This is a genomic window from Coleofasciculaceae cyanobacterium, assembly GCA_036703275.1.
Lineage (GTDB): Bacteria > Cyanobacteriota > Cyanobacteriia > Cyanobacteriales > Xenococcaceae > Waterburya.
On sequence record DATNPK010000020.1, the window covers coordinates 79560 to 98931 of the forward strand.

Annotated in this window: 14 protein-coding genes and 1 tRNA gene; 5 read left to right on the top strand and 10 right to left on the bottom strand. The window is 40.2% G+C overall.

The window, feature by feature from the left end; all coding sequences use genetic code 11:
- Positions 1 to 15: 15 nt before the first annotated feature.
- The 7 genes from V6C71_04070 to V6C71_04100 all read right to left on the bottom strand — a co-directional run bounded on the left by V6C71_04070 (position 16) and on the right by V6C71_04100 (position 8960).
- Positions 16 to 2085: a S9 family peptidase gene (locus V6C71_04070; GenBank protein ID HEY9767670.1), complete on the bottom strand. Its 2070-nt coding sequence runs from the start codon at positions 2083 to 2085 to the stop codon at positions 16 to 18.
- A 193-nt stretch (positions 2086 to 2278) separates the two neighbouring features.
- Positions 2279 to 3376 (bottom strand): phosphate ABC transporter substrate-binding protein PstS, encoded by a 1098-nt coding sequence (pstS, locus tag V6C71_04075; GenBank protein HEY9767671.1) that lies wholly within the window; start codon positions 3374 to 3376, stop codon positions 2279 to 2281.
- 176 nt (positions 3377 to 3552) lie between these two features.
- Positions 3553 to 5292 (bottom strand): cyclase family protein, encoded by a 1740-nt coding sequence (locus V6C71_04080; GenBank protein HEY9767672.1) that lies wholly within the window; start codon positions 5290 to 5292, stop codon positions 3553 to 3555.
- Positions 5293 to 5361: 69 nt separating this feature from the next.
- Positions 5362 to 5553: a catalase-related domain-containing protein gene (locus tag V6C71_04085; GenBank protein ID HEY9767673.1), complete on the bottom strand. Its 192-nt coding sequence runs from the start codon at positions 5551 to 5553 to the stop codon at positions 5362 to 5364.
- 52 nt (positions 5554 to 5605) lie between these two features.
- Positions 5606 to 6283, bottom strand: coding sequence for a transposase (locus V6C71_04090; GenBank protein HEY9767674.1), 678 nt, complete (start codon positions 6281 to 6283; stop codon positions 5606 to 5608).
- Positions 6277 to 7815, bottom strand: a complete 1539-nt coding sequence (locus V6C71_04095; GenBank protein HEY9767675.1) for a reverse transcriptase domain-containing protein — start codon at positions 7813 to 7815, stop codon at positions 6277 to 6279. The genes V6C71_04090 and V6C71_04095 overlap by 7 nt, the downstream gene beginning before the upstream one ends.
- A 605-nt stretch (positions 7816 to 8420) precedes the next feature.
- Positions 8421 to 8960, bottom strand: a complete 540-nt coding sequence (locus V6C71_04100) for a hypothetical protein (GenBank protein HEY9767676.1) — start codon at positions 8958 to 8960, stop codon at positions 8421 to 8423.
- Positions 8961 to 9007: 47 nt separating this feature from the next.
- Here V6C71_04100 and tnpA point away from each other — a divergent pair, with 47 nt between their 5' ends.
- Positions 9008 to 9418, top strand: a complete 411-nt coding sequence (gene tnpA, locus V6C71_04105; GenBank protein HEY9767677.1) for an IS200/IS605 family transposase — start codon at positions 9008 to 9010, stop codon at positions 9416 to 9418.
- Here the strand turns inward: tnpA and V6C71_04110 are convergent.
- Complete coding sequence (locus tag V6C71_04110) at positions 9415 to 10725, bottom strand: catalase (GenBank protein ID HEY9767678.1); 1311 nt, start codon at positions 10723 to 10725, stop codon at positions 9415 to 9417. The genes tnpA and V6C71_04110 overlap by 4 nt on opposite strands.
- Before the next feature lie 575 nt (positions 10726 to 11300).
- On the opposite strand from V6C71_04110, the gene V6C71_04115 reads away from it, so the two are divergent.
- Complete coding sequence (locus V6C71_04115) at positions 11301 to 11462, top strand: helix-turn-helix transcriptional regulator (GenBank protein ID HEY9767679.1); 162 nt, start codon at positions 11301 to 11303, stop codon at positions 11460 to 11462.
- Positions 11463 to 12617: 1155 nt separating this feature from the next.
- Here V6C71_04115 and V6C71_04120 read toward each other — a convergent pair.
- A tRNA-Asp gene (locus V6C71_04120) sits at positions 12618 to 12691 on the bottom strand.
- 460 nt (positions 12692 to 13151) lie between these two features.
- On the opposite strand from V6C71_04120, the gene V6C71_04125 reads away from it, so the two are divergent.
- The gene (locus tag V6C71_04125) at positions 13152 to 15170 is read left to right on the top strand and encodes a tetratricopeptide repeat protein (GenBank protein HEY9767680.1); all 2019 of its coding nucleotides are present in this window, start codon (positions 13152 to 13154) and stop codon (positions 15168 to 15170) included.
- Positions 15171 to 15188: 18 nt separating this feature from the next.
- Here V6C71_04125 and V6C71_04130 read toward each other — a convergent pair whose 3' ends face one another.
- Complete coding sequence (locus V6C71_04130; protein HEY9767681.1) at positions 15189 to 15710, bottom strand: COP23 domain-containing protein; 522 nt, start codon at positions 15708 to 15710, stop codon at positions 15189 to 15191.
- Positions 15711 to 15969: 259 nt separating this feature from the next.
- Here V6C71_04130 and V6C71_04135 point away from each other — a divergent pair, with 259 nt between their 5' ends.
- Entirely contained in the window at positions 15970 to 16674 is a 705-nt protein-coding gene (locus V6C71_04135; GenBank protein HEY9767682.1) for a POTRA domain-containing protein, read from the top strand.
- Positions 16601 to 19177, top strand: coding sequence for a CHAT domain-containing protein (locus V6C71_04140; GenBank protein HEY9767683.1), 2577 nt, complete (start codon positions 16601 to 16603; stop codon positions 19175 to 19177). The genes V6C71_04135 and V6C71_04140 overlap by 74 nt, the downstream gene beginning before the upstream one ends.
- Positions 19178 to 19372: the final 195 nt, after the last annotated feature.

A 19372-nucleotide genomic window follows, 5' to 3' on the forward strand; every position in this document is an offset into this window, starting at 1 on the left:
GTATTGTACCTCAAACTAGCGTTTTATTAGATCTAAAACAAAAGCGTATTCAAAAGCAGTTTCTTTAAGATATTCATAGCGTCCCGATGCGCCACCATGTCCTGCACTCATATTAGTTTTGAGCAACAGAAGATTATCGTCTGTTTTTAATTCTCGTAGTTTTGCCGTCCATTTTGCTGGTTCCCAATATTTAACTCGTGGATCGTTTAAACCTGCGGTAATTAACATCGCGGGGTAATCTTTTGAGACAACATTGTCGTAGGGTGAATAAGACTTGATGTACTCGTAGTATTCTCGATCGTTGGGGTTGCCCCACTCCTCCCATTCCAATACGGTTAGAGGCAAAGATGTATCGAGAATGGTAGTGAGTACATCGACAAAAGGAACGTTGGCAATAACAGCTTTAAAGAGGTCGGGACGCAGATTGACTACTGCACCCATAAGTAACCCGCCTGCACTGCCACCAGAGATTACTAAGCGATCGCTATCTGTCCATTTTTCGGCAATTAAATGTTCGGCACAGGCAATAAAGTCGGTAAAGGTATTTTTTTTCTGAAGAAATTTACCATCTTCGTACCACTTGCGACCCATTTCTTCCCCACCACGAATATGAGCGATCGCGACAATAAATCCGCGGTCTAATAGAGAAAGCCGTATCGAAGAAAAAGTAACAGGGTAAGCATAACCATAAGAACCATAGCCAGTCAGCCACAGAGGATTAGAACCATCTTGTTTGATTCCTTTTTTGTAGACTAAAGAGACCGGAACTTCTGTACCATCGCCAGCAACTGCAATTAATCTTTCACTGGCATACAAAGTGCGATCGTATCCTCCTAATACCTCGGTTTCTTTTTGCAATTCTCTTTCTCCCGTTTTGAGATCGTAATCGAAGACAGAAACAGGTGTAATCATTGAACTATAGCCGAAGCGGAACTTCACTGTATTAAATTCGGGATTATTATCACCAGAAAATGAGTAAGTTGGTTCGGGAAAAGTTAATTCGCTTATTTCTCCTGTCGCCAAAGTTTCGATTCTCGCCCCTGGTAATCCTCCCTGGCGTTCGTAAATAACTAAATAATCGGCAAAGGCATCAACTCCCTCTAGCATCACCTCTTCTCGATGGGGGATAATAGTTTTCCAGTTAGTTGGCTCGATTGCCTCAACTGGGGTTGCCATTAGTTTAAAATTAATCGCTGACTCGTTGGTTACAATATAAAAGCGATTATGCTCCGCGTCGCCTGAGGGATCGCGATAATGTTCGAGGGAATACTCAATTCCTGGCTGACGAGGTTGAAACAGTTTGAACTCTCCACCAGGGTTATCCGCAGACAAATAGCGTATTTCGGATGTTACCATGCTGCTTAAATTTAGCAGAATATAGTCGCGGGAACGGGTTTTGCCGACTCCTAAAAAATAAGCTTCGTCATCTTCTTGGTATACCAACACATCATCGCCAGGATTGCTGTCTAAAGTATGTCGCCACAGTTGATATGGGCGGTTAGCCTCATCGATCTTGGTATAGAATACGGTTTGATTGTCGTTGCCCCAAGCAAAGGAATAATAAGTATTGGCGATTGTCTCTGAATATAGTTTTCTAGTGGTCAAATTCAGAAAATACAGCGTATATTGTTCGGCACCAGTAGTATCAACGGAATAAGCCAGAATCTGCTGATTTTGACTAATGGACATTACACCCAAACTAAAAAACTCTGCTTTGGCTGCTAATTCATTTTGATCTAATAATATTTCTTCTGCTGCATCCAAACTTTGATACTTACGACAGAAAATTGGATAAGCCTGTCCTGACTCGGTACGAGAGTAGTAATAATAGTCTTGCAAACGATAGGGAACAGATAGATCGGTTTCTTTAATTCGCGACAGCATTTCAGCGTATAAAGATTGCTGCAACTGTTGGGTATGCTGCATCCGTTCTTCTGTATAGCTGTTCTCTGTTTTCAAATAATCAATAACTTCTGGATTATCCTGTTGGCGCAACCAATAGTAGTTATCAATTCTCTTATCTCCATGAGTTACCAATTCTTGAGGGTGTTTGGCTGCTATGAGAGAAGTTGATAGTTGATTCATATTTAAAGATGTTTTGCGATCGCTTTACTATCATTTTAGATAAGTTTCTGGTATTAGTTTTAATCTGGCTCTCGAACTTGCTGCCAAATATAACTAAAAATCCCGCCATCTATTTATTAGACGACAGGAATTAGTAGATTGAGTTTTTTTTAATTAATCAATCAGCCGTTAAAAGCGATCGCTCGCTTAACCCTTATTTATTAGCAACAATTCCATTCTGTACAGTTTGCACGACTCTCTGTTCTACTTCCGGGGATAAAGGAATATAGCCTAGTTCTGTTGCATACTCATCGCCACTGTTCAAAGCCCAATTAACCATATCTTGAATCGCTTGTGCCTTATTAGGATCGTCGTATTCAGGATAGAGCAGCAACCAAGTAAAGCCAGCAATCGGGTAGGCTTCAGGGTTGGCAGGATCGGGTACTGTAAGCGCAAAGTCTTCGGGAATTGATTCTCCTTCAAACACTAAAGAAGCTGTTTCTGGAGAAGGTGCGACTATATTGCCAGATTGGTTTTCAATCGCTGCTGCGGAAATACCATTTTCTTTAGCATAGGCATATTCTACATAACCAATACCACCTTCAGTTTGGGCTACTTGAGCAGCAATACCTTCGTTACCTTTAGCACCAATACCAGTCGGCCATTCTACGGTTTTGTCTGCGCCACCCTGCCAGTTGGGACAAGCTGTGGCAATGTGGCTGGTGAAGAGAAAAGTAGTTCCACTACCGTCAGAACGGTGTATCCAGGAGATTGGAGTATCGGGTAAACTAGCGTTAGGATTAGCTTCGGCGATCGCCGGATCGTTCCAGCTAGTGATTTCGCCATTAACAATGCCACAATAAGTTTCGCGGGGCAGCTCAAGACTATCTACGCCAGGTAGATTATAGGCAAAAACTACACTTCCAGCAGTCATCGGTACTTGAACTGGTTCTTGACCATAAGTAGATTCAAAAGTAGCACGTTCTTCTGCGGTCAAAGGAGCATCAGTTGCCCCAAAATCCACCGTACCCTGAAGATATTGTTCTACACCTGCACCACTACCAACGGACTGATAGCTGATTTGCACTCCAGGATTGAGCTGGTTATATTCGGAGAACCAACGCTGATACAGAGGAGCAGGAAAAGATGCACCCGCACCAGATAAGCTGGCTTCTAGACTAGCATCCTGAGCATTAGCAACCGGAGTAGAAATTTGAGAATTATTAGTCAGATCGATATTTTGAGCAATTAATCCTAAAGATAATGCTGAAACTGCTGTAAAACAGATTCTTTTGGTAGTTTTAGAAATCATTTAATCTAGAGATTTTTTTAATTCGTTTTCTCAAGATTTCACGATATTCTACCTAGGTAAAGAAAAATTTAAGACCTAGTTATATTTACTTAAAATATTTACTGCTGTTTGATAAAGTATTAGCTTGAATTAATTTTTAGCATAGATAGATAGAATAGTCAACGTTAAATCCCATCTCAATCTGCACTAAGCACTGCTGGTATTGGTCGTAAGATTGCCCTGGCTAAACCACCGTCACCATCCTTGAGCTTGATCGGCAAACAAATTAGCTCATATTCTCCTGGTGCAACCTGAGATAAGTTTAACCCTTCAACCGCCCAGATTCCCGAACCCAGCAAAGCCTGATGCACTTCAATCACGTTTCCTTGATAACCTCCAACAGAAAGATAATCTACTCCTACAGTACGAACTTTTTTCTCGGCTAAATAATCAGCAGCTTCAGTAGAGATATGCACAAAGTTTTCGAGAAACTCATCTGTTTGTAAAGCGCGATCGCTATTTTGGGTTTTGAATAGAATTCTTTCCCCCGCCTGAATATTATAGGGTTCTATTTCGGCTACCTTAATCTGTCGGGAATCTTTAATTTCAATTACTCTAGCTCTGCCAATTGTGGCATCTAAAGGCATTTTATCGACACCGATTCCCCCTTTAATAAAATGATTGATCCCGTCTACGTGAGTACCTGTATGAGTTCCAATGGTCATTTTAGAAACATTGCAGACATCTCCATGAGCCAAACATTGACTGGGTTCAACGTTGACAGCGGGATTATCAGGCCAATAGGGCATTCCAGGATAAATAGTCAAAGAAATATCGATCCAGTTGTTTGATTTTTCCATCATTGATTTTTGATGTAAGATTACGCTGTCTATCATTGTTTCATCATCCAAGTTCGTAGCCCTGTTAGTAGTATGACTAGAAGCTACGGCTTCCCAACTCCAACCGTCGTTTCTAACCAAAGCCAAAAGTAATTTACGTCTTTTGCTAATCTGCTTTGTAGCTTGGCTAAAAGCGCGATCGCTAACCGTAGGAATACCACGATCTTGAAGCAACTTCAAGGGAACTAAATTGGGTTCGTAGTTATCAGGTTCAATATAATCTGATTTAAGATTGTTTAACAACGCAGAACAGGCACGACGAGCAGTATTTAAAGATGCGGGGTCGGGGCAACAATCTCGAACAACGGCATACTTTAACAAGGTCATTGCTTCATCTAAAGCTGCAATACTTAAAGCTAGAGAACGCGATCGCTCTCTGGTATGAAAATAATGTAAAACTGGATAAGCTAAATGTTGTTCGCTTAATCCAAGTATTAATGGGGTAAGGCTAATTAAGTGCTGTTCTAAATTGCCAAAATCTTTGCCATTCCAAGTATTAGTCAAAATTGTGTCACCTGTTCCTCCTAAAGATGAAATATAAATTGCCAATGACCGCTTTTGAATTACTGCTGATATTATGGGGAATAAATAAGCAATAGAAAGAGTAACTAAAAAAAAGCCATTAGCTGCCGCTAAACCTGTTAGTAAATGCCAAGTAATACTGGTCGGTAAATAGTCTCCACGACCCAAAGTGGTGAGAGTATACGCTGCAAAATAAATTCTGCCCCAGATACTTGCCGGTTCTTTGTCTGAAGAATTAATTATGGCATCTTGAAAGGAGGTAAAGATTAACGACCATGCTACCCAGGTCATAAAATACCACAAAAAAGCCATGCCCAAGACTATTAATAATCCTGTGACAGCTAGCAAACGATGATTGGTATTATAGCGGTGTATTTTAGTTGCACCATGCCACAACCAAGAAGAAAAACGATTAGTCAAAAAACCACCACCCCGCAAAGTCAGGGTGGTGACTAAAACATCAAAAGATACAACGGCTAGTAAAACTAAGCCAAGAATAAATAACAGAACGGACATGATACTTTCTTATTTGTAATAATTAAAAGGTAATAAATAAGTTTGTACCTATTACCTCTTATCTATTACTTAAACAGTTGCGGGTTTAGGTTCGGGCTTGGGTGGTTCGGAATTGGCCATTTCCTCTTGAACCTTGTCCGCTAACTCAGGATGAACATTAAGGAATAGCTGCATCTGATCTTTAATCACTACTTCGCTACATTTGCCTAAACTGCCAGCGATATTATGATATAAACGCTTTTTCTCATCATCATTGAGCATATCTTGACATACTCCTATTCCTGAAGAAATAGGATTCGGGGATTGAACAACACTAGCTTACCTTGGCAAGTCTTACGGTGTCTAACCCAAGAGAAGATGCCCCTTCTCTTTCGATATTAATTGAAGCGTTTCTGTCACGGTCGTGGCTAGTATTACAGCTAGGACAATTCCAATGCCTGTCTCTTAACTGAAGTCCGCTATGCTTGTGTCCACAACTAGAGCAAAGCTTTGAGCTAGCAAACCATTGCCCGACCAAGATAACCTGCTTACCAAGGCAGGCAGCAACCGTTTGAAGTATTTCTAGGAAAGAACTAAAAGCTAAATCTCCTATCTTTCTGCCCCATAAGCGTTGCATAGCCTTGAGATTTAATGTCTCGAAGCACAATACATCATAGGTGTCGCCTAATTTTTGGGAGAGCTTCCAGAACCAGTCACGGCGTTGATTAACAATACGCTGATAAAGTTTAGCCAACTTAATCCTCGTGGTATTCCAATTACGACTACCAAGTCTCTTGCTAGATAGCTTCTGAGATAACTTACGTATTTCTTTCTTAGCTTTTAACAAGAATTGAGGCGATTTGATATCTTTCCCGTTCGAGTTAGTCAGAAAAGTTTTAAGTCCGAAATCAAAGCCCGAGTAGAGTCGAGGGAGAGTATCACCTCTCGCCCCTCTCTGTGAAATCCGAGCGTGCCTATTTCTATGCACTCGGCTTCCGAATAACCTTAGCATTTGCTTTTGCTCATGTGGACGTAGTGGTGACAGCTACTATGAATCATCATAAGATTATTACTGTCCCAGTTATTGCGGTTTCCATCTAGATGATGTAGTTCAGTTTTCTCTCCGTCGAGAAATTTTAATTTGCAATGTCCGCATGAATGGCTTTGTTTCTTAAGTGTTTTGGCTCTAACTCCGTCATAAAGTACGCTGTTTCTCTTTGCCCAGTAGTTAACATCTCCATCAAAGGGCGACCTGTCTTCTTTGACGTTGATGAACCTGTTTTCTGAGTAGCCAACGTTGGGGAAGGCTGTTTTCACCATTTTCTCTGCTTGATAGCGGTTAATAGTCTTTTGTTTCAGGAACACTTTGAATGTTCTGTAGGCTAAGTGCCATAGGCTGTACTTTGAACCGTCCATTTTGCAGTATTTGTGGTAATTTCGCCATCCTCTTACAATAGGAGCTAATTTTGACACTTTTGTTTCTGCGCCATAGTTTGAGTTGTTGACTATGTGTTTAACTTTTTCGCGGAAAGCTTTGAAGTTTTCCTCTGAGGGAGTGCTTCTGAACTTGCCGTTTTCCTGAACGCAAAAGTGCCATCCCAGGAAGTTAAATCCATCTTTTGTGGCTGTTACCTTGGTCTTCTTTTGGCTAACGTTCATTCCTCTTTGTACAAGAAATTTTTCAATCTGTTCCAGTAATTCTTCGGCGTTGTCTTTTGGTCTTAGTACAAAAACCATGTCGTCCGCATATCTTATGCACATTCTGACTTTGTTTCCGTTGACTCTATGTTCCCCTATCTTTTCAATCCCATTGAGAGCGATATTTGCCAATAATGGGCTTATAACCCCTCCTTGAGGAGTTCCTTGATTAGGGAATTCTGGATTTATCCCAGATTTAAGACATTTGCGTAAGCCGCTTGTAATAAAATCTGGTGCTATAATCTGGTCGAGGATTGTCTTATGGCTGATGCGGTCAAAACACTTCTGTATATCAACCTCAAGAACTCTTGCGTTGATTCCATTAAGGGAGCTTCTTAATTTATTAAACAGGATTTTCTGAGCATCATGTGTGCTGCGTCCTGGTCTAAACCCGTAGCTCCTGGCGTGGAACGTTGCTTCATGTGCTGGTTCTAGAGCATATTTTAATAGGCATTGCCATGCTCTATCAGATATTGTAGGGACTTTTAGTAATCGAACAGTGCCATCCTTTTTAGGGATAGGAATTGCTCTTAGTCCTGAATGCTGCCATGTTTTATAACTTTCTTTTAGCAGTGCTTCTAAGTCGAAACGTTGCTTGTAGGTTAAAGACTTGACACCATCTACACCCGCCGTTTTCTTGCCAGTATTTAACTGGCTTACTTGTCTGATTGCTAGCATTCTTGCTGCATACGAGGAAAGAACTAGTTTTTGAAGTCTTCTGGCTTTAGCCGTGTCTTTTTCTCTAACCGCTTTGAATATTCTTCTTTGTAGTCGGAATAACACTTTCTGGAGTTTTTCCCAATCAGTGAATTCCCATTCATCGCTATAACTTATGTTATGCGTCATAAATCCTGTCCTACTAGGTTGAACATTTTTCTGGTTTCCTTTTGGCGCGGAAAGCAAAGCTTTCCCAGTCGTCGCAGACGACGATCTGAGTGCTTCGCACTCTGCACGCCTCATCTTACCCTCTGCTTGGTTTTCCGCTACTCGTCTAGCCTATTCAGGTTTCTTACCCCTGAAACCAAGTATCAGAGTTTTTATTCGTTCCGTTTGTTAGATTGGCTGATGTTTTAGGGTGGTTCACCTTGCCTATTACCTTCTCGGAGAAGCAGTTACCAAATAGATAGTACTGCGAGAATATAGGTAATGAAGTCCATATTTGTAGTTCAGATTATGGCTCCAAGTTGAGACACTTTTAAAGAACTCTGTTTACCCATGACATCTCCCTTTTAGCGGTAGTGTGGCTATCTGCTTAACCTCTAATTCCGCCCTGTTGCACGCTTTAGTCTGTAGGATTCCGAGCCTACTCGCTAGTGCCAGATAAGGAGTCATCTATCTCTTAGATGGTGGGACTTGAACCCACATCCGACAAACAGTTTAGGTTACATACGGTTTTCTCCCCGTCTTCACCTAGAAACCTCTACCCCTCTAGTTTCTAGAGGCTCGTGGTTTCAACGAACCGCACCCATCTTACCAGTCACGACTCCAATTGATTCGGTTACGGCATCCGTCACTATGAAGAGAAATATATCTCCCGTTGGCATTCGCTTTACCGTTACTGTCTTAATTTTTCCTTCTATTTCTCTCGCTCTGTGATAAGCAAATAGCTTTTTACCGAGTCGAATTTTATCCCCAATTAGTTTATAGCCAGTCTGTTTTAGAGTGAATGATTTATACTTTTTACTCTTACAAAAAGAAGGAGGTCTAACACCCCTGGTATGGTGCTTGAAAAATAGCTTGTAACTCTTATCAATGCGAGCGCTAATATCTTGTACTGCTTGTGCATCTACGGTACGCCAATAGCTATTCTTTTTACGAAGTTTAGCTATGTGCTTCATTAACTGGAACTTGTTTAAATGTTTGCCAAACATCGAATAATAACGTTTATGGAGCGCAATAGAGTGATTCCAAATACTAGCAGCAGCATTGATAGTGCGCTTTAAATACCTATTTCTTTTGTGGCTATAGAGTTTTATTTTGTATGTCTTCATATCACACGACCCCTGCTATATTTTAATTGTACTACGCTTGGTTTGGAATAAAGAAAGATATATATAGACGAGAAAAATCAAGTATTTCAAAGATTAATCTACATTTGGTTTTCGTGGCTAAATATCGAAAAAAGCTATTTACCAAAGAAATACTAGATTCGATGAAAATAGTTATGTTTGGTGTTGCCAAGAAGATGAACTTTAAAATACTTGAAATAGAAGGCGAAACAGATTATGTACACCTGTTAATCGAAATTCCACCTAAACTATCGGTATCACAAATAGTTAACGCTCTTAAAGGTGTGTCTAGCCGTATGCTCAGGAAAAACTATCCAGAATTATCAAAATACAAATCATTATGGAGTCCAAGTTATTTCGCGATTAGCTGTGGTGGCGCGCCTATCGATGCTATTGAAAAGTATATCCAGAATCAAAGTACCCCTGAAGGGGCAGGCTAAGTACCCCAATTCCCAGAGGTAGTACATCCCGCGCCTGAGCCGAAATGATCTTCTCCGTTTAACTCGATTCGTGCTGCCATACCAGAGACATGATAAGGAGGTTCTTCTGAACGCTTGTCTGGCTGTGGATAACCTTCGTGGGAAGGATTATAGTTTATGCGCGAACCATTATTATTATCAGTGCGCATCAAACCATCCCGATAAGGAGTATTGGCTTTAGTCGAGTGGGGTTGATTAACAGGAATATTATCATAGTTGACGCTCAAACGATGACGATGAGCATCAGCATAGGACATAATTCTTGCCTGCAACATTCGATCTGGCGACCAAGAAATACCTGGAACAACATTACCAGGAGAAAAGGCTGCCTGTTCTACTTCGGCAAAATAATTTTCAGGGTTGCGGTTTAATTCAAACTTACCGACTTTCTGTAGCGGGAAGTCTCCATGCGGCCATACTTTGGTTAGGTCAAAAGGATTCCAATCAAAGTTTTGCGCCTGTTCGTCGCTCATAGTTTGGATGTGCATTGTCCAAGAAGGATAGTTGCCTTCTTTGATCGCATTATATAAATCTTTAGCTGCCCAACGAGGTTCTACTCCCTGCATTTTGCGCCACTGTTCGTCAGTAAAAAACTTATTACCCTGATCGGTTATAAAGTGGAACTTGACCCAGATACGCTGATTCTCTTCATTGATCAAGCTAAAAGTATGGCTACCATAGCCGTTCATATGTCGCCAACCCATCGGCGCACCGCGGCCCAATAGCCACAACACTTGATGTATGCTTTCAGGTGTTAGTGACCAGAAATCCCACCACATCTGATCGTGTCGCCAGTGTTCTTTGGGATGTTCTTTCTGCGATCGAATAAAGTCCATAAACTTCATGGGGTCACGCATAAAAAAGATGGGTGTATTGTTACCCACCATGTCCCAGTTACCGTCTTCGGTATAGAACTTAAGCGCAAATCCGCGAAGATCGCGATAAATATCTGAACCACCTTTAGATTTAGCTACGGTAGAAAAACGAGCAAATACTTCGGTCTGTTTGCCTACTTCCGCAAACAGCTTGGCTTTAGTGTATTGAGTAATATCATCAGTAACGGTAAAAGTTCCATAAGCACCAGAACCTACCGCATCAACTACCATCTCAGGAATACGTTCGCGGTTGAAATGAGCCATTTTTTCTAGAAGGGTATAGTCTTCTAGTAGCAATGGACCATGCTTACCGACGGATTTAGATACTGTATTGCTGGGTACGGGAATTCCTGCTGCGTTAGTTAAAGTTTGTTGGCTGTTGTCTACCACCACAATTAAATCTTTTCTCCAATAGGTACGATTGCCAAGCTAGCGGTCGGCATCGTTCTGTTTAATGCTTTCAATACAATCCTGTTCCATAAATAAATTGAAAACGACCGACTTAAGACAGATACGTGAGGACAATTTTGTATACTAAAAAATATGCAGGATAAAAGCGCGATCGTCATGCAGTTATCCGTCGGGGTCTGTGTTCTATTGATTCTGCTATTGATTGTAGACAAAAAGTAAGTCAAATAACTGACTAAGAATTTTCGCGTCGCAAAAAACTCTTTGGAAATACCTCACCAATTACCTTTATTTACCCCGACTTAAAAACAAGCAGGTTTTATTAGATGCGATCGCTGAAGGGGTAAGAAAAGATTTATGTTCTTGGCAAGAAAATTTTGCTTATGCTAGCGGATACGATGAAGCTACAGAAAAATATTTAGGTTTGAAAGCAGGTCAGGCAATTATTCCTAATCACTGAATATCAATAAAACAAAAATTGGTAGAAAATCGGTAGACCAATTAATTATAAATAGCCGAAAATCAATTTAGAAGAGATATACAGAATTAATTATTTCACTTTGGGGTATTATCCCTCTAGATCCCAGAGAATTACTCAAAAAGAACTAGCAGAAAAAATGGGAGTCAAGGAACAGCAAGTTCAACCAGATGAGGCTAATCAATATAGTTATGCTGGGTTTCAGCGTCTCATAGCAGTAGCACAAGCTCTCAATATTTTATAGATTTTAACTTTTTAAACCTTATGATTTAGATCGAATGCAGATCAATACACATCAAGAAAGAGATTTAATTATTCAAACTTTAAAAAGCGATCGCTATTATTCTTACATACGCCTTATGTCCAGTTTCTTTTCTTTACCCGAATTTAATTCCCGATCTCACTGTACAAGTCGCAGCAGTTGATGGTAGAGATTTAGACCCTGAAAATGGTATTCATCATCCTAACGGCATGATCACTACGACTCTTTGGGAAGAAATTGCTTATCAAGTTGGTGGAGTAGAAGGGTATCGATTATTACAGTCTACGCAAGCGCTCTGGTATAAGTTTTGGAACAGATGTTTTAGAGAGATTATTAAATGGTGAACCAACGGTAATTATCTTAGATGAGATTGCTCGTTATTTACGTGCAGCTAAGGCAAAACAGATTCGTAGCAGCGATCTAGCCCAAGTTGTAGCTTTTCTGTTTTCCTTAATGGTTGATTATTCAAACAAATTACTAGACCTGTTAGAAATCGTCGCCAACGATTTCTAGGAAGAAGAAGATAGCAAGCTAGCTCAAGAAGATGTCAAAAGAAACCGAGCGCATTTAAAGTATTTGGAATATATTTTTGCTTTTTTGAGCCATGAAACACCGAAATAGTCAGATGGACGCGTATGAATTCTACCGAGTTAATGCACTCTATAGATGACGAGTTAGCCCGTTTAGGCTGGTCTAAGGAAAGGTTTACACTCAACGTCTACATAAAACTCAAAATACCCGTCTAAAAATCGATTTTTATTGTAGTTCAGAAGATATTTAAATGGCTAGGATAATAGACTTTTCAGAATAAGCTAGATTCTAAAAGTTAGTTTTTGGGGTTGATTGGCTCGAAAAATGCGATAATCACGAGTTGGTACTAAAGCTGTACTGGCATAAGAAAAGCTGATTATTGACTTGTTCTTGTACCAGTTTAAATAGAATTACCTGAAATTAAAAACAGATGGTATACTGCCCTGCTTTTTTAATTAACCGCTTAAATAATTGGGGTACGGTAGCCTATTGACTCGCTCAATTGCCCTTGGTATTGTTGCTTTTGAGTAAGGATTGAGTGAAAATGCCTCGTGTCTCGTAGTAGATTGAGCCGAGAGCTATTGAGTCATGAGCGATATCGACTGACGGGACTGACGGGACTCGAACCCGCGACCTCCTGCGTGACAGGCAGGCATTCTAACCAGCTGAACTACAGTCCCAGTTGCGCTTTATTTAAGGCTCTAAATTAGATACCATTAATTGCCACGAAATACATACTAGCACATTAGACAGAGAAGTCAACCAATAGCTAAAATATATGTCTGTTGGTTAAACGACAAATGAATCAAGAAATTGGCACAAATACCTAAAAGACTAATTTAATTAGCATTAGGAGGATTGCAGTTGGAAATTGGACAATGCAACAATCATCAAATTAAAGCATAATCTTTACCATAACTACAATGATCTAACTTAGCTTCGATTATTGATAAGATAATTGATATGAGCAATAGTATCAAAGTTATTTTTAATCAAGCAAGAATTAATATTTTTCTCTTTTGCCAAAAATATATATCTACAAATTAGTTAGCCACACTACATTTGTCTAAAATAACATATCATATTAGGCGGTTTATTGATTAAACTATCCGTAATATAGATTCATTTTTATAAAAAGCAGTGTCTTACTCACGAAATAAAGTTTCTTTGGGGGCGGTTTTGCAGCAAGCGGGTTTAATATCTGCTGCCCAGGTTCAACAAGCTCTTAAACAACAGCAGCAAACTAATAATAATTTGAAACTTGGCGAAATTTTAGCTAGACAGGGACGAATTAATTCTAAGACAGCTGATTTTTTTGCAGAACAGTGGTTTAATTTGCCGAAACAGCCTAAACAACCAATCGGTCAATATTTGAAACAAGCGGCATTATTAAATGAGTCGCAGATTCAGGCAATTTTAAACGAACAAAAACAAACTCAACAAAAATTTGGTGAACTGGCGATCGCTAAAGGCTGGCTCAAACAAACCACGGTAGACTTTTTTTTGCGTTACCTTAATTCAGATTTGCCTCAATCCAACGTAGTTGAGATCCCAGTAGCAGCAGTAATCAATTCAGATATTAGCGATCGCATTATGGGACACGATAACTCAAAAATAGCTAATCGAGCGTCGCAGTTGAAATCAACCGAACAGCTTGAATATTCTCAGAAAATTCATGAAGGTTTTCTTCAGATTAAGCGAAAATTGCTCAAAATTGAAGGTCAGGAGACTTATTCGGAACAAATTTTAAATCAAGTATTGATTTGGTCTGGGGGGCAATCATTTTTGACTCAAAAACTGTTTCAACTTCTCTCAAAAAACAGCGAGAGTTTGATTTTAAACCAAGAAGCGAAGCAGATTGATTATTTGGTTGAAACCAAAGTGCTGCATGATTGGGAAAATAATGAGCTGGGAGCGCATTTAAAAACAATTAAAGATCGCCTGCTTAATAATCAGCACTGTCATCGAGATCGGTTGCTAAGACTTTATCAACAAATACTAACCGAAACGGTATTAATAGACAAAAGCATAGCGCAACAAGAATTGCTCAATATGGGATTGGTGGTAAAGCAACAAAATAACTTGACTGTGGCTAACCCGATATATAAATCAGTGTTCAATCTTAGTTGGGCAACAAGAGAACTAAACCAGCAGAGTTCTCTGAATAGTTTGCACAAACCTACTATTTCTCAAGACAAAAACCATACTATGTTAGGAGGTACATCACCACAAAATAACTACGGTTTTTTCAAACTCAAAAACATTTTATTATTGCTGACTTTGATTGGATTATTAACTATTTTTTTTAATAATCTAGCTAAGCGGATGACAGTTAGGTTAGCTTTTCAAAAAGGCAATGAACTACTCAAGCAAAAATCTTTTGACGAAGCTGTTGCGCAGTATAATCGATTGCTAAAGCTTGATAGTAACTATTTTCAGGCTTGGACTAATCGAGGATATGCCTTGGCTGGACTCCAAAAATATGGACAGATGCGAGAATCCTGTTCGACGGCTACGATTATTGAACCTACTGCGGTTTATGCTTGGAACTGTCAAGGTGAAGCCTTACACCACCTTCAGCTAGATGAAAAAGCCTTAGTTGCTTTTGATCGAGCGATCGCTCTCGATCAAAGCGATCCGATCTTCTTAATCAACAAAAGTGAATCTCTCAGAGCTTTAGGAAAAAACGAAAAATCACTAACCGTAATTGAAGAAGCAATTGAAGTATTAGAGCAAATAAAAGCAATTAAGGGTCAAGAAAGCATTAGCGGAGAGTTCGCCGTGGCTTTGACTCTTTTGGGCAATGGTTACCGCCAGAAAGATCGCCTTCAAGATGCTATCGATGCCTATGAAGAAGCTGTTACTTATTCTGCCAACTATTTTCCAGCTCAAATAGGCAAGGCGATCGTTCTGAGTCAAACAAAACTCTATCAGGAGGCTCAAGAAGAATTTGAACAGGCACTAGAAAATCCTCAATTGACTAAAGCACAGCAGGCTCAAACCTGGTTTTATCTGGGTAAAACTTTATGTCAGTCTGAACAAAACTCTTTAGGTATTAATGCGTTTGAACGTTCTCTTAAGCTAAAACCAGACTATGAAATTGCCGCAGAAGCAAAAAATCAGTGTAGCCAATTTTCTACCATGTCTTCACTGCGCTAATTTTGATAGTAACCCTAGCTAAAATGGCCACCATAAAGGTCTTAGGTCAGTATAAATGCGACTTACAGTTCTAGATGATGGTAATTGAGAACCTTTAAAGTTATCTCCCAGCATATTGTACAAAAGTTCAGTAGGATTAACAGACTGATCTAGGGAAAATAAAACCTCGCTATTATAGCTATCGCAACCCAAACCTCTTCGCTCTACAGCGCAGACAACTGGTTTTGCATCAATAGTGTCGCTAGCTAAATAGTTCATCCGATCTTCACTGTAAAAAGCGTTTAGCTTTTCTGCCGTGCTTGAGCAAAGTATAGAAGCTTGCTGCGCTGAGAAATATTGAGGTAAAAACGACAGGATAGGAGTAATCTGTGAAGCTTTTTGATTTGACAAAGTAGCAATTACTGTAGGCGCAGCAGCTTGACGATCACAAGTAACATTAACTGCACTTGCAGCTTCTCCCCTTGTAGAAGATAGAGCTATGATCGCTAGAGTGATTGTTGGTACTGCTGCTATAGTTGTCACAAAGCTTAATTTGACCATAGTTTTTCCTACTGTAGATCACTTTCAGGCTCTTGAGTTTCTAAGTATCACAGTAGCAGTAAGATTAAATTACAGGCAATTAGATAAGTTATTATAACAAATATTGTGATTTAAAGGAACTTATCTAGCGGACAAAGTTTTTAATCTTAACTTTTGGCGAGGAAGCTTTAAGACAATTAGACAATTAGAGATTAATAGCGATCGCTGAAAACAGACACTCGACTAGGACAAGAATCAGATGGTAAATGTTAAATGATAAATGCTAAAGATAAACGGCAACGCTCAGGATAAATCAATATACTGGGCAATAATTTTTAGTCTTCAGCTATCTACTTTTGGTCGCTCTTGTAGCATCAAGCAACTAAAAAACTTAGGTTACGGCTTACTATTGCTACTGGCTTGTTTACGTTCTAATTCGGCAACGGCCCAAAATTTTGAGCCGCTGACTCCCGATCGCCCACAACCACCTCAGCCCCAACCGTTGCAGCCTAGATCTAGCCCCTTAAATGAATTACCCGCTCCTCCCATACCTGAATCGGTGTTAGATATACCAGGAAAAATTGTCGTCGAACAATTCGACTTTACAGGAAGTACTGTGTTTAGCCAGGCCGAATTAAAAAGGGCGATCGCTGAATTTACAGGTCAGCCCATTTCTTTTGCTCAACTGGTGCAGGCAGCTAATGCGATTACCGATCTTTATGTCGAACAGGGCTACATTACTTCTGGAGCTTATGTTCCAGAACAAAATTTAGAGTCAGGAAGCATAAAAATACAAATAGTCGAAGGTAGCCTGGCAGAGATTAAAGTCAATGTAATTGAGGGAAGATTAAACGAAAGTTATATTAGCGATCGCCTCAGTCGAAAAACCGCTACTCTCAGGTTGGTTAGCCGTGGCTTTCCATCCGCCAGTTCAAGCTCAAGCCGATGCTCTACAAATAGCCGTCCGAGCGCAGCAGTTATATGAGAGAAAATTTACTCAAGCAGCAGGTGCTTGGCAAGAAGCGGCAACAGCATTTCAAGCTCAGGGCGATCGCCTGGGAAAAACTAAGAGTTTGATTAATCAGTCTCAAGTTTTGCAGGATTTGGGGCTATATCCTAGAGCCTGTAACACACTACTTGAGGCTTTCGCGCTTGAATATCCCGACTGTAGTAGTCCTCAGCTAGATTTGTTGATTCAGACATTTAAAGATAAAACCAACATAACTATCGTTGAAGGGATTGGCTTACGTAGTTTGGGCAGCGTTTTACAACGTCGAGGAATGTTAACACGATCTCAAAAACTGCTTAAGTTAAGTGAGTTGGCAACTGAGAATTCGTTTGAGTTGGGAGCGACTTTATTAGCATTAGGCAATGTCCAACAAGCATTAGGAGATCGAGTCCGCGATCGCTGGAGCTACGATCTAATTACGGAAATTATCGACCGACAAGAACCTAAAATGGCGATACAACCTTATTTAGATGCTTTTGTTGCTTATGAACGAGCTGCTCTAGAGCAGGATCGGCTGATTACTCAAGTACAAGCACAGCTTAATTATTTAGCTTTACTAATTGAAATTGAATCTTGGTGGCAACAACAATCTCAAAGGCGTATTGAATCTTGGCAAAGACTCGATCAAACCAGATTAATCGAAGCCGCAGATAATTTTTCAGCTTTGCTCACTACTCGATTGAGCCAAACCAGAGATAGCTTAATTCCTGCCATAGAAAACAACCTAGCTAAACTTGCTCCTAGTCATCAAGGAATTTATGCTCAGATTAATTATGCTAAAAGTTTAACCAAGCTAGGGCAAACTGCTAAAGTAAAACCAATTCTCCAGACTGCTTGGCAACAAGCTAGTAAGCTTGGAGATCGACTGGGAAAAACCTATGCTTTAGGCTACTTGGGGCAATATTATGGACAGCAGGGCAAACTATCTGAGGCGATCGCCTTGACCGATCGGGCTTTAGTTTTAGCCCAGGCACAAAACATTGATGGTGATGCGAGGGAGATAAGTTACCTGTGGCAGTCTCAACTAGGACAACTTTTACAACGAGAGGGCAACACAGACGAAGCGATCGCTGCCTATACTTTGGCGTTCAATACTCTTCAGTCTTTACGTACCGACTTAAACGCCAACGATCGCTTCGTTCAATTTAACTTTCGCCAAGAAGTTAAGCCCGTATATCTTCAGCTTGCCGATTTACTCCTAGCCAACAATAATCCTCAAGCCTTAAAATCTTTAGGCGCGATCGATACCAATACGCCCCAAACTAGCAATAATCTAGAATTAGCTCGTCAGGTTATTGAATCTCTGCAACTGGCAGAACTCGATAATTTCTTTCAAGATCCCTGTTCAGAGACGGCGAATGTTGCAGTAACTATTGATGAGTTAGATCCTCAAGCAGCAGTAATTTATCCGATTGTATTAAGCGATCGCCTGGAGGTAATTCTGTCGGTAGCAGGAAAACCCTTACAGAGATTTACTACTGCTGTTCGGGATACTAGCGTCAATCAAACTTTAGATTTACTATACGACAGCCTCTATAACCAAAGCATCGATAATTCTGCGGTCAATATTTTTCGCACTACTCCTGTTGACCCCAGGGAGTTAAAGGAAAATACGCGAATTTTGTTACCCACCTTACAACAAATCTATAGTTGGCTGATTGAACCATTAGAGACAGAACTAGCTTCAGATCGAATTGAAACTCTAGTCTTCGTTCTTAACGGAAGATTACAAAACATACCAATGGCTGCACTGTATGACGGTAAGCAGTACTTATTAGAAAAATATGGTGTGGCACTAGCCCCTAGCTTGCAGCTATTAAACTCTCAACCACTACCTAGAACACAGCTTAAAGTATTAGCAGCTGGGTTAAGTCAGCAGATAGAAATTCAGGGAGAAATATTTCCTGCCCTGAACAATGTTCCTGAGGAATTGAGCCGAATTGAGGCTATTTTTCCTCAATCACGTCAGCTACTGAATCAAGAGTTTACCGCTAATAATATCAAGCAACAACTTCAGGCAGGTTTTCCCGTAGTTCATTTGGCAACCCACGGCGTATTTAGTTCCGATCCCGAACAAACTTTTATTGTAACAGGCGATCGCCAGACTATCGATCTTAATTCTCTAAGTGTTTTACTCGCTTCAAACGGTACCCAGCCCGAATTAATTGTACTGAGTGCCTGTGATACGGCTACGGGAGATGAACGGGCTATTTTAGGTTTGGCTGGAGTGGCAGTGCGATCAAGAAGCAGTACCATCGCTTCCCTGTGGTCGGTGGAAGATGACTCAACAGCCAAATTGATGAGCCAATTTTATCGCGAGTTAGAAAATCCAGCTACGAAAAAAGTTGCTGCCCTGCAAAAAGCTCAACTAGCTTCAATTGAGTCTTTACGGATCGATCCACCACTGCCAGAACTCAAGCAGCTACCACCTCATCCCTACTATTGGGCTGCCTACCTTTTGGTCGGGAACTGCCAGTAATAAGGCGTTGCACGCGTTATGGAATAAAGATTGAAGCTATACTTTTTGTTAACCTTAATTTAAACTAGTTTAAACTAAGGTTAATTTGTATTTAAGGCATTCAATAGACTCCGAAGCATAAATCACTTCGGAACTACCAAGCCCGTGAGGTAATAGGTAACAACGTTTGGTGTTTTATTCGTGCGCATTGGTCTA